Annotated in this window: 12 protein-coding genes; 8 read left to right on the top strand and 4 right to left on the bottom strand. The window is 43.0% G+C overall.

All coding sequences use genetic code 11. From position 1 onward, the window contains the following. Positions 1–305 precede the first annotated feature (305 nt). Positions 306–1,139, bottom strand: a complete 834-nt coding sequence (locus tag J4N37_RS07325; RefSeq protein ID WP_252042064.1) for a CvfB family protein — start codon at positions 1,137–1,139, stop codon at positions 306–308. 166 nt (positions 1,140–1,305) lie between these two features. Between J4N37_RS07325 and J4N37_RS07320 the strand changes: the two genes are divergently transcribed. Next, positions 1,306–2,658 (top strand): hypothetical protein, encoded by a 1,353-nt coding sequence (locus tag J4N37_RS07320; RefSeq protein ID WP_010448049.1) that lies wholly within the window; start codon positions 1,306–1,308, stop codon positions 2,656–2,658. A gap of 24 nt (positions 2,659–2,682) precedes the next feature. Here J4N37_RS07320 and J4N37_RS07315 read toward each other — a convergent pair whose 3' ends face one another. Then, positions 2,683–3,174, bottom strand: a complete 492-nt coding sequence (locus J4N37_RS07315; protein ID WP_010448051.1) for a PaaI family thioesterase — start codon at positions 3,172–3,174, stop codon at positions 2,683–2,685. A gap of 459 nt (positions 3,175–3,633) precedes the next feature. Here J4N37_RS07315 and J4N37_RS07310 point away from each other — a divergent pair, with 459 nt between their 5' ends. Beyond that, entirely contained in the window at positions 3,634–4,686 is a 1,053-nt protein-coding gene (locus J4N37_RS07310) for a 3-deoxy-7-phosphoheptulonate synthase (RefSeq protein ID WP_010448053.1), read from the top strand. Between the two features lie 32 nt (positions 4,687–4,718). Further along, on the top strand, positions 4,719–5,201 hold the full coding sequence (locus tag J4N37_RS07305; protein WP_010448055.1) for a YajQ family cyclic di-GMP-binding protein: 483 nt from the start codon (positions 4,719–4,721) through the stop codon (positions 5,199–5,201). A gap of 115 nt (positions 5,202–5,316) precedes the next feature. Here the strand turns inward: J4N37_RS07305 and J4N37_RS07300 are convergent, their stop codons facing one another. After that, on the bottom strand, positions 5,317–6,237 hold the full coding sequence (locus J4N37_RS07300; protein WP_252042063.1) for a precorrin-2 dehydrogenase/sirohydrochlorin ferrochelatase family protein: 921 nt from the start codon (positions 6,235–6,237) through the stop codon (positions 5,317–5,319). A gap of 462 nt (positions 6,238–6,699) precedes the next feature. On the opposite strand from J4N37_RS07300, the gene J4N37_RS07295 reads away from it, so the two are divergent. From J4N37_RS07295 to J4N37_RS07275, 5 genes are all read left to right on the top strand, one after another. Further along, entirely contained in the window at positions 6,700–7,728 is a 1,029-nt protein-coding gene (locus J4N37_RS07295; protein WP_010448059.1) for an amino acid ABC transporter substrate-binding protein, read from the top strand. A 72-nt stretch (positions 7,729–7,800) separates the two neighbouring features. Beyond that, a complete protein-coding gene (locus tag J4N37_RS07290; protein ID WP_045394783.1) occupies positions 7,801–9,006 on the top strand; it encodes an amino acid ABC transporter permease in 1,206 nt (401 codons plus the stop codon). Position 9,007: 1 nt separating this feature from the next. Beyond that, positions 9,008–10,105 (top strand): amino acid ABC transporter permease, encoded by a 1,098-nt coding sequence (locus tag J4N37_RS07285; RefSeq protein WP_138955961.1) that lies wholly within the window; start codon positions 9,008–9,010, stop codon positions 10,103–10,105. A gap of 23 nt (positions 10,106–10,128) precedes the next feature. After that, positions 10,129–10,878, top strand: a complete 750-nt coding sequence (locus J4N37_RS07280) for an amino acid ABC transporter ATP-binding protein (RefSeq protein WP_005443945.1) — start codon at positions 10,129–10,131, stop codon at positions 10,876–10,878. 353 nt (positions 10,879–11,231) lie between these two features. Further along, positions 11,232–11,894, top strand: a complete 663-nt coding sequence (locus tag J4N37_RS07275; RefSeq protein WP_071236421.1) for a Bax inhibitor-1/YccA family protein — start codon at positions 11,232–11,234, stop codon at positions 11,892–11,894. Positions 11,895–11,995: 101 nt separating this feature from the next. Here J4N37_RS07275 and J4N37_RS07270 read toward each other — a convergent pair whose 3' ends face one another. Then, the gene (locus J4N37_RS07270) at positions 11,996–12,343 is read right to left on the bottom strand and encodes a hypothetical protein (RefSeq protein WP_252042062.1); all 348 of its coding nucleotides are present in this window, start codon (positions 12,341–12,343) and stop codon (positions 11,996–11,998) included. Between the last annotated feature and the right edge of the window lie 108 nt (positions 12,344–12,451).

Here is a 12,451-nt window from a genome sequence, read left to right as displayed (position 1 = left end):
TTTACGATGGCTTTTTAGTTATAAAGCATGATTGGAGCTGAGCTTACTAGCGATTCGAGTGCCCTGTACTAAACTGAATGTATCAAAGCATCGCTTTGAAACGGCATTTCTCTCTATGTTTAACCGACAATATGTGTTGGTCAAAAAAGTTTAGCGCAGGCTCTAAAAGGAGCCGTTTCCCCTAGGCCCAAAAAAAGGACGAGTTTGGGCCATTTTTTTGGCTGCAGCATTTGTCAACGTGAGCTCAAAGCTCATCAGCTATAAGGAACTCAACCAGCAACCTTTTTGAGGGGTTAGCGAGCTTATTAAGCCAGACGGATACCGTCTTTCTCAATAACGATCTTACCATCCTTGTATAGCCCGCCAATGGTCTTTTTATAAGTACCTTTGCTAGTGCGGAACGATTCAAAAATTGCTTCTGGAGAAGACTTATCGTTAAGAGGTAAGAATCCCCCCTTCTTCTCAAGTTGTTCCATGATCTTGCTCGATAGGTCATCCATCTTCGCAACACCAACTTTTTGAAGCGCTAAGTCAATCTTTCCGTCTTCACGAATTTGCTTAACGTAACCTTTCAGTTTCTTACCGATAAATAGCTTACCAAAGACATCTGATGGGAAGATCATACCCCAGTGCTCACCGTTAACGATCGCTTTGTAACCAAGTTGGCTGCGCTCTGCGATGATAAGATTAACTTCTTCGTTTACTTCATAGTTAGCGGGAGTTTTATCTAGCCATTTGTTGAATTTAGTCGTACCTACGATACGACCAGATGCTTTGTCTGTGTATACGTATACCAGGATATTTTGGCCAGCAGTAAAACGAGCACGTTGCTCGCTGAATGGGATAAGAAGGTCTTTCTCTTTAATACCCCAGTTAACGAATGCACCCGTTTTGTTGATGCCTTCGATTTTCATAAGTCCCCATTCGCCCACTTGAGCAATTGGCTTATCAATGGTCGCAGCTAGCTGACTTTCTGAATCAAAGTAAAGAAATACGTCTAGGTGATCACCCAGTTCTGTGCCCTCTGGTACATGCTTGTTAGGCAGCAATACAGAACCGTAATCTTCACCATCCAGAAATACGCCAAAATCAGCCGTTTTAATGACTTCTAAGCTGTTAATTTGACCAATTTTAATCATCGAATTTGTCTCTTTTTAAATTTACTGGGAATTATACCCAAACTAACAAGAAAATCAGAGAGAAAAGCAAACCTCTCTGTTATGCTGTTGCTGTTCAACCACCTCCCTAGTAATTCAACTATCGTGATATGGGTACACATTGCTTTAGCAACATCAGGAGCCTTCCTTGGTCACTGTCGATAAACAAGACTCAATAACTTTAAAAATTAGCCACGCATTGGCAAAGAGTAAAACACTTGACCTTGATATCTACTTTTTTGTCCCAGGGGAATTGGGGCTAAATTCCGACATCATCAGTGAGTCTGAGTTCTACTATACCTCGATCACCCAAAAACGTTCTTATTACAGTACTGAGGTACTTCTCCCTCTAGTGCACAGTCGTTTAGCAAAACGAGGCCGTTTATCTAACCAGCAATACCGCGTGAGTCTGAGTTTATTCGCCTATCAGTACGTCATTGCACTCGATAAAGCAGTAGCAGCGCTGAATAAACATGAGAGTGACAGCGTCACCGCTGAAGAGGTAGATGAAGTTATAGAGCTAACGCTGGATATTTTAAAACGCCTTCGTCGCTCGATTCCATATGAAGAAAGCCTCAAGCGCTACTACGTAAATATTGATAACTACCTATCTTGGTATACTGAGCAGAAGTTTTTGTCGTTAGTTGCTCATCTTCCACGAGAAGGTGATTACAGCACAATTAAAGAGCGTTTGATCACCCTGTGTGAAAAAGAGCAAGCGCACCGGAAATTGAACAATTATAACTCTGCAAGTGTGGTTGATGATGTAACACGTCTATCGAATAAGATGCGTTTACTAAGGCGCTTGATTGAGCACCCTATCGTTTTACGCGAAAAAACAATGTCGATGGGCAATAACATCAAGCGTGCGATCAAAGGTATTGCGACAGGCTTAGTCATGGTTGTTGTCACAAGTACGGTGATTCTTGCTCGTGATTACCTTGGTGAGATTTCTGCGTCGTTTATTATCGCGATGTCTTTCATCTATGCTCTACGCGAAATCTTTAAAGATGACCTCCGTGATGCGATGTGGCGTTGGATCCGAAAAGGTAAGCCAAAGTGGCGTAAGAAGTACATGGATCCGACCACCAAAAAAGTCGTTGGCCGTAAGTTGGAATGGTTAGATTACCGCTCACTTTCGAGTTTGCCTGACCGCATTCAAAATATCCGTAAGAAGCGCGTTGTTCAGCGCGAAGAGCAAATTCTTCATTACCATGCTAAGACAGAAATGGCCACTTCTCTCTTCTTAAGTGGTTACGAACAGACTCGTGAGACTTTAAACATCAGCTTGCGTCCAATTATTCGTCTAATGGATAAAAGCTCAAACCGTGTTTATCGCTTGGCGGATGGACAAGTAAGTAAAGAGTCTGTTGAGAAAAGACACTTACTCAATGTGATTGTCAAAGAAGACAACCACACGGATGATCCGGTTTATTACCGTTGGAAAGTCGTATTAAACCGCTCCAAAATCGTCTCTATCGAAAAAATCGAACTGACCTAACCACGACTTCTACAATGAATGATGTTAAGCAGCTTGTTTTTGGGCTGCTTTTTTTATCGACAGAGTAAGAGAGAACTCTGCCATTGGCTCATCACCATGCAAACTTGGACACAAAGCCGTAATTTTCACATCTTGGTTAACTCGCTCCCCCGTTTCTAATGTTCTTCGCAACATGTCATCAATTAAGGGGCCATCATGACAAACAAAATGAACGTCACCCTCTGGACGCTTCAAAAAATCCGCTTTAACACCTTTGAATGCTAAAGAAATCCTCTCACCTTGCTCTTCCGCTTTACTCATAGCCAGAAAGCCACCAGCTACATCTGCGCCCACAGCTAAAGCACCAAAATACATACTATTTAGGTGGTTTTTGGTTCGTCGTTTCAGAGGAATTCTTACTTCAACGTGCTTCTCATCAATAGCTAATATCTTTGGTCTACATAGCCAAATTAGCGGCACTTTTGTAAAACCAAACATATTTAAATAGAAGTTTGCACGACGCACTGCTGACAACATTTTTTGGTCTCCCCACCAAACTAGTCTGACCAGTTAATCAGCCAATACTCTAAATGTCAAAGAAATGTTAACAATACAAGATTAAAACCAGAGGTCAATGTCATTTCATTTTACTCACGGGTATGTCGATATATACCAAAACTCCGCTAACTTCTTTTATATGGAGCATGGTCGAGCCTAACAACCAGTTCATTATCAAACTGAATAAAGCCCCTCACAACTACTGTTGCCGCCGCTCAATTCGTTATGTTTGAAAATAGGAATATTGCTCTAAAAATCAAGTCGCTATGCATTGATAGCATTGCGTAAAACGCGCTCTCACAGATAAATACCGTGAATGAATGAGCACTTCCACATAGGTAAAGCACTATTTACTGGGTAAGAATACCGTTAAACGGTTTATTCCTAACTATAATTCCGTTATCTTTACCGCTTCGCAATAGAGAAAAAAGCTATAACATGCCTATTAAAACAGATGAATTGAGAACCCAACCATTGGGTCCAATGCCTACACCCGCAGAGCTTGGAAGCGTGTATCCAATTACTGACGATGTCGCGGATCGTATAGCTCAATCTCGCCGTCAAATTGAAAAAATCCTAACAGGCGAAGACGATCGTATTCTTGCTATCGTTGGCCCTTGTTCAGTGCATGACACAGAAGCAGCGATCGACTACGCGACGCGCCTTGCTAGCATTCAAGATAAGTACAAAGATGAACTATTTATCGTCATGCGCACTTATTTCGAGAAGCCTCGTACAGTAGTTGGTTGGAAAGGTCTTATTACTGACCCTAACCTTGATGGTTCATACGCGCTAGAAGCTGGTCTTCACAAAGCACGTAAACTGCTACTGGATATCAACAAGCTTGGTCTTGCTACTGCTACTGAGTTTCTTGATATGATCACTGGTCAATACATTGCAGATCTGATTACTTGGGGAGCGATTGGCGCTCGCACCACAGAGTCTCAGATCCACCGTGAAATGGCGTCTGCTCTTTCATGTCCAGTTGGCTTTAAGAATGGTACAAACGGTAACGTAAAAATTGCCATTGATGCTATCCGTGCATCAAAAGCATCGCATTACTTCTACTCTCCAGACAAGCATGGCCGTATGACGGTTTACCGTACTAGCGGTAATCCTTATGGCCACATCATTCTTCGTGGTGGTGAAAAAGGTCCAAACTTTGATGAGACATCAGTGAAGCAAGCGTGTGATGCACTTGCCGAGTTCGACTTGCCACAACGTTTGATTGTAGACTTCAGTCATGCTAACTGCCAAAAGCAACATCGTAAACAAATAGAAGTAGCACAAGACATTTGTGACCAAATTAAGTCAGGCAGCACTCGTATTGCTGGTATCATGGCAGAGAGCTTCATTATTGAAGGCAATCAGCCAATGACTGATATTAACAACCTTACTTATGGTCAATCTATCACTGACCCATGTCTGAGTTGGGATGATACTGTGACTATGCTAGATATGCTGGCAGAAGCAGTAAAATCCAGTAAGTAATTTCCCTATAACAAGATAATCAAGGAATCTTCATGCCATCGTTTGATATTGTTTCAGAAATCGATACCGTTGAACTACGTAACGCGGTTGATAATGCTAACCGAGAACTGTCTACTCGTTTCGATTTCCGCAATGTGAATGCGAGCTTTGAGCTAGTAGAAGAAAACGTAAAAGTGTCAGCAGAAGGTGAGTTCCAGCTTAAGCAAATGCGTGACATTCTGCGTAGCCACCTGGCTAAGCGTAATATTGATGCAAATGCTATGGACGCGAAAAATCCAGAAGCAACAGGTAAAAACTGGCACCAAAATATCGCTTTCCGCCAAGGCATCGACACTCCAACCGCGAAAAAGCTAGTTAAACTGATCAAAGACGCAAAGCTTAAAGTGCAAGCTTCGATCCAAGGTGACAAAGTTCGTGTTACAGGTAAGAAGCGTGACGACTTGCAGGCGACGATTGCAGCGATCCGTGAAGCAGATATGGGTATCCCATTCCAGTACAACAACTTCCGTGATTAATTGCGCTCTCCTATTCTCCCTATAATTGGATAGGAATAGTGGAATAAAAAACGCCGACGAGAGAGAATCGTCGGCGTTTTTGTATGTATCGCTTAGAAGGAGGGAGATATCGCTTTTAGATAACTAAGTCTTGCCCTTGCAAAAGTGAAAACTCACTCGTGCCCTGCGGAACAAAGACACAGATTCGTAAATTGTCCTCTTTTGCTTTTTGCAGCATATCAGATAGCTCAGTGGCACTCGAGAATGACTCACGCTCGGCATCTCTTCTTACGAGTTCCATAACATCTGCTTCGCACTTTGTTGAATACAATGCGAGTTCAGCTTGCTGCATGTAACGCACAGCTTTAATTGGTAGCATTTCGACATCATTACCTACTTGAATCCAAGTACAGCTTCCTTGGTCATCTAGAGGCTTTGCCATTGTTTGTTGGTAAATGGTTTCAAGCTCACGGTTATCACGTGCATTCTCAACATCTGGGTGTGAGAAGTAGTTCTCCCAAAACTTACGACGTAAGTCGACACTAGGCAGTGCTTCCTTAATCGAATTGCGTTTTGAGTTAGCAAACTCTGCCATCAATCCCATATTTTGTGGCAGGATCGCTTCTAGCTTTTCACGAATGTTTCGAATCAAAACAGGTGAAGCACCACCACTAGAGATAGCGATTTGAATACGACCTCGATTGATCATCGAAGGCGTAATGAAATCACAATAAGGCTTGTCGTCGACAACGTTCACTAAGATGCCCAACACCTTAGCATCTTTATAAACTTGGTGGTTCAGTGCCGGATTATCCGTTGTCGCCCAAACTTGAACAAACGAACCAGTGACAATGTCACTAGAGTAAAAGCGCTGAACCCAACTCACTTGGTGATCGTTTGCCAACTTCGCAAGAAAATCGACCAAGCTCGGGGATACAATGGTGACGTCAGCCCCTGCTTTAAGTAAAGCTTCTACTTTACGGCTGGCGACTTCACCACCGCCAACAACCAGCACGGGTTTATCGACTAAATCTAAGAACAGAGGAAAATATCGCATTTCAATCCATGATTACTTTAAATAACTACCGAAATTCATGCTACCAAAAACAGGGCAACCTGTTCACCTTGTTTTGATGTCACAAATAATTTTTGTTCAAAATTTTCGCTATCATAGCCAACCTACACTAATGACAGTTTTAATAACAAACTTTTATCCTTCCGTTTTAAACCCTCTTTGCGTGATTGTTCTGATGCACCAATTCGACAATTAGTTGCACTATTTACAAACAATTAACATTTCGTCATTCTAAATCTCAAGGCGCTTTGTGAGTTCTCTCCAAAAACCTTTTTAAATTATATATTTGAGAATTAGCAGATCCTTTCCTACGCTTATAACGGATTGATTTTGCGATTGCCGTTTCTTCGAAAATCAATCACGTAGGACAATAACACAAACAAAACAGGACACGTTGTATCAGGTCGCTCCTGATTAAACATGGATCATACAGGAAGGATACAAATGGCAAATAAACTAACAATTCTTGCTTCCGTCGTAGCGGCTTCTACTGCAATGATGGCGACATCAGCACAAGCTGCAGACACTACTCTGGACAAAGTGACAAAACAAGGCTTTCTTACTTGTGGCGTAAGTACTGGTCTACCTGGTTTCTCTAACCCAAACTCAAAAGGTGAATGGGAAGGTATCGACGTAGAATATTGCCAAGCATTGGCTGCTGCCGTTCTTGGGGATAAAACGAAAGTTAAATATGTACCCCTAACTGCAAAAGAACGTTTTACTGCACTTCAGTCGGGTGAGATTGATGTACTTTCACGAAACACTACCTGGACACTGCACCGTGACACCGCTCTTGGTCTAAATTTTGTTGGTGTAAACTACTATGACGGTCAGGGTTTCATGGTAATGAAAGACCTTGGCGTTTCTAGCGCTAAAGATCTTGATGGCGCGTCTGTATGTGTGCAATCGGGTACCACTACTGAGCTAAACCTCGCCGACTACTTCCGCAACCAAGGAATGGCCTATAAGCCTGTAGTCTTTGATACTGCTGCTCAAACTTCTAAAGGCTTCGATGCTGGCCGCTGTGACGTATTAACGACTGACCAATCCGGCCTTTATGCTCTTCGCTTAAATCTAAAAGATCCCGCTGCTGCAACGGTTCTACCAGAAATCATTTCGAAGGAGCCGCTGGGCCCAGTAGTTCGTCAAGGCGATGATCAGTGGTTCAATATCGCTAAATGGACTCTATCTGCAATGGTGAACGCGGAAGAATATGGCATTACCTCGAAAAATGCTGATGAGATGTTGAAATCAAAAGATCCAAACATCAAGCGTATTCTTGGCGTGGATGGTCCAAAGGGTAAAGGACTGGGCATTCGCGACGATTGGGGCTACCAAGTTATCAAACAAGTTGGTAACTACGGTGAAAGCTTTGAGCGCACAGTTGGTACTGGTTCACCTCTGAAAATTTCTCGTGGTGTCAATGCACTATGGAATGCAGGCGGCTTCATGTACGCGCCGCCAATCCGCTAATACAACGATTATCACAGGGCGGTTTATGCCGCCCTTTTTCGTGAATAAATAAGGGTTTGAGGTTATCGCTGTATGAAACCGACTAATGATACATCGCCAAGTACGATGTCCAAACCAAGCGGAAGTAAGAGCCTGATATACAATCCAGCCTTTCGTTCTGCTCTTTTTCAGATCATTGCCATTGCTGCACTGGTGTTTTTTTTCTATACAATCATCAACAATGCACTCAACAACCTTGATGCACGAGGTATCGCTACAGGGTTTGGGTTCCTTAACCAAGAAGCAGGCTTTGGGATAGGTCTGACTCTTGTTGAATACGACGAAACGTTTTCTTATGGGCGTACGTTTGTCGTTGGCCTCCTTAATACCGCATTGGTTTCTGTGCTGGGTATTATTCTCGCCACCATAATTGGTTTTGTCATGGGTGTCGCGCGTCTCTCTTCCAACTGGTTGGTAAGTCGATTAGCCGCGGTATACATTGAAACGTTCCGAAATATCCCTCTACTTCTACAAATTTTCTTTTGGTATTTCGCCGTTCTTCAAGCCCTCCCGTCACCAAGGCAAAGTATGAGTCTTGGCGAAGCAATTTTTCTGAACGTACGCGGTTTATACTTCCCTGCCCCTGTTATGGAAGCTGGAAGCAGTTTTGTTATCGCAGCGTTTGTCTTTGGTGTCATCGCGAGTATTTTGATCAATGTATGGGCAAACAATAAACAACGCTTAACAGGTCAGCAAACACCGATGGGCAGAATTGTGCTGGGTTTGGTAGTTGTACTACCTTTAGTTGTATACTTCTTAGCGGGCATGCCTATTTCACTGCAATACCCAGAATTAAAAGGCTTTAACTTCCGCGGTGGTATCAGCATCATTCCGGAACTTGCCGCACTGCTTCTTGCACTAAGTGTCTATACTGCGTCATTTATCGCCGAGATCGTACGTTCTGGTATTAATGCGGTGAGTCATGGTCAAACAGAAGCAGCGATGTCGCTCGGCTTGCCTCGCACTAAGACGCTAAAGTTAGTCGTCATTCCGCAAGCTCTGCGTATTATCATCCCTCCTCTCACTAGCCAATATTTAAACCTTACCAAGAATTCTTCTTTGGCGATGGCAATTGGTTACCCTGACTTGGTTTCAGTATTTGCAGGCACCACACTGAACCAAACAGGACAAGCGATAGAGATTATCGCGATGACCATGGGCGTTTACTTGACGTTGAGTTTGGTGACTTCTGCGTTGATGAACTTATATAACCGCAAAGTTGCGCTGGTGGAGAGATAATATGAGCACACATCAATTTCAGCCTGATCTCCCGCCGCCAGCAAATACTGTTGGTGTAGTAGGTTGGCTGCGCAAAAACCTATTCAATGGCCCTGTCAACTCAATAGTAACGCTGATTCTAGCTTACATTGTGTTTTCTGCTCTTTGGAACATCCTTGATTGGGCGTTTATTAATGCGGATTGGATTGGCACAACAAGAGATGACTGTACTCGTGAAGGGGCGTGCTGGGTATTTATCAGCGTCCGTTGGGAGCAGTTCATGTATGGGTTCTACCCTGAAGCTGAGCTATGGCGCCCTCGCCTGTTCTACATCACGTTAGCGATCTTTACTGTGTTGCTAGCGTACGAGAAAACACCAAAACGTATTTGGATATGGCTGTTCTTTGTTAACATCTATCCGTTCATCATCGCTGCTCTACTATACGGTGGTGTGTTTGGTCTTGAAGTAGTTGAGACACACAAATGGGGCGGTCTATTAGTTACCTTAATCATCGCACTCGTTGGTATCGTAGTATCGCTACCTATTGGTGTTGCTTTGGCACTAGGTCGACGTTCTGACATGCCGATCATTCGCAGTATTTGTACTGTTTACATCGAAGTATGGCGTGGAGTTCCATTGATCACCGTGCTGTTCATGGCATCAGTAATGCTGCCCCTGTTTTTGGCAGAAGGCTCTGAAACAGACAAGCTAATTCGTGCGCTTATCGGTGTGGTCATGTTCAGTGCCGCCTACATGGCGGAGGTAGTACGTGGTGGTTTGCAAGCGATTCCGAAAGGACAATATGAAGCGGCAGATGCACTCGGATTAAGCTATTGGAAGAAAATGGGGCTCATCATTTTGCCTCAGGCACTGAAGATCACTATCCCTTCTATTGTGAATACCTTCATCGGCCTGTTCAAAGATACCAGTCTGGTGCTTATTATCGGTATGTTTGATGTGCTGGGTATTGGGCAAGCCGCGAATACCGACCCTGAGTGGTTAGGCTTCGCAACAGAAAGTTATGTATTTGTCGCGTTAGTGTTTTGGGTATTTTGTTTTGGCATGTCGCGTTACTCGATATGGCTTGAAAACAAACTGCATACCGGTCACAAACGATAACTCATCAAGATCAAGGACGTATTATGACGCAACAACAAGATTATATGATCCAGTTGAAGGACATGAATAAGTGGTATGGTGAGTTTCACGTACTAAAGAACATCAACCTAGACGTAAAGAAAGGCGAGAAAATCGTTATCTGTGGTCCATCTGGCTCAGGTAAATCGACCATGATTCGCTGTATCAACCGTCTCGAAGAACATCAAGCTGGTAGCATCTATGTATCGGGCACTGAACTTACAGAAGACCTGAAAAACATTGAGGCGGTTCGTCGTGAAGTGGGAATGTGTTTTCAGCACTTTAACCTCTTCCCTCATCTAACGGTTTTGGAGAATTGTACGCTTGCCCCTATCTGGGTGAAGAAAATGCCAAAAGAAGAAGCCGAAGCCATCGCAATGCAGTACTTAGAGCGCGTTAAGATCCCCGATCAAGCCGACAAGTACCCAGGGCAGCTCTCCGGTGGTCAGCAACAACGTGTGGCGATCGCACGCTCTCTTTGTATGAGCCCTAAAGTGATGCTATTTGATGAGCCGACATCGGCACTCGACCCTGAGATGGTGCGTGAGGTGCTTGATGTAATGGTTGAACTGGCAGAAGAAGGCATGACCATGTTGTGTGTAACGCACGAAATGGGCTTTGCTAAAGAAGTGGCTGATCGAGTTATCTTTATGGATGCGGGGGAAATCATCGAAGAGAATAACCCTGTCGACTTCTTCGAGAATCCGCAATCGGATCGAACCCAGAACTTCTTAGCTCAAATCCTTCACCATTAAAACGGGTTAGATACATAGCTAAAATTGTAAAGCGCTGACATCAAAATCAGCGCTTTTTCTTTGTTTAATCGGTTGCTATTCACTCATGTTACGAAAATCCAGTTGATTCAATACGTTGTAAATTTGCACAATCTTACAAGCACTTCGTGAGCTGGTCTTCAGAGCTTTGAGTATTAAACCGTTGTTTGCTATGCAAGGTGGTAATATTGTGTTACAAGTTGCCACATACATAACACACTATTTCTATTATTATTTTGTTCTAGAGATAGACGTGTCGGGCTTGATTTATTGAACTTTCGGGCCCATATATGTCTATATATCAAAGATAAGACGGTCCCTTATAGAGGAAGATTATGAACAGTCCTATGTTTTCACGCACTACTACTCAAGAGAGTGCTCTACAAACCAACAAAGTATTGCGTAACACATATGCACTACTTTCAATGACTTTACTATGGTCAGCACTGGTTGCTGGCGTTTCTATGGCGTTTAACTTGCCGCGTCCAGGTATTATCCTGATGCTGGTTGGTTTCTACGGTTTGCTATTCTTGACTGAGAAAAACCGCAACAACAGCCTTGGCCTTGTATTTACGTTCCTATTCACGGGCTTCTTGGGTTACACCATTGGTCCAATTCTGAATATGTACATCGGCGCTGGTATGGGCGATGTTGTTCTTACTGCTCTTGGTGGTACAGCCCTGTCATTTATGGCAGCTTCAGCTTACGCACTAACAACTAAGCGCGACCTATCAATGATGGGCGGTCTAATGCTGTCACTGTTCGTTGTTCTAGTAGTAGGTATGATTGCAAGTATCTTCATCCAATCAACTATCCTTCACTTGGCAATGAGCAGCTTGTTCATCGTATTCTCAACGATGGCGATTTTGATGACCACTCAAGGCATCATTCGTGGCGGTGAAACAAACTACATCTCAGCAACGATTACGCTGTATGTTTCAATCTACAACATCTTCATCAGCCTACTTAGCATCCTAGGCATCATGAACGACGATTAATCTGTTAGGTTGAGTTCAAAACTTAAAAGCCCGAGGTTCTACTTCGGGCTTTTTCTTTGTCTGCGCTTTATAAAGACGCCCTATTTTTGATTTATGTATCGCTAGCTTTTATCTCTCAAATACTCATCGAACGATGAACATAACCACAGCACTCCTAGCGCAATCCACCAATGACCAAAAAACTGTGTTGCTGGCTCAAAATCATTCCATTCAGAAGCTTCAAATACAAGATCAAAAAACTGGTAAACAGAAATGAACGGAATTACTAACATAACCAGCCAACTAATAAAAAACACAACGCCTATCAGACTACCTATCCCTTGATACTTTGGTTTTAGCGGTTTATGACGAATAAAAACCATTACACAGAAAAAAGATAAAAAGACAAATACCAACTGCAGTAACACCCAACCAATTAAAGCTAACGCATTCCACCATTGAATTTCCATCTAAGCCTACCTCTATGTCTTATGAACTTGCTAAATGCTGAGATTGTAATCTTGCAACTTCAATACAATATATGAGTTTTTACCTATCTCATTGTAACTGCGACTGAG

This window comes from Vibrio sp. SCSIO 43153 (assembly GCF_023716625.1).
Taxonomy (GTDB): domain Bacteria; phylum Pseudomonadota; class Gammaproteobacteria; order Enterobacterales; family Vibrionaceae; genus Vibrio; species Vibrio rotiferianus.
Note: the sequence above shows the minus strand (reverse complement) of the source record. Positions and strands in the feature narration are given on the sequence as shown.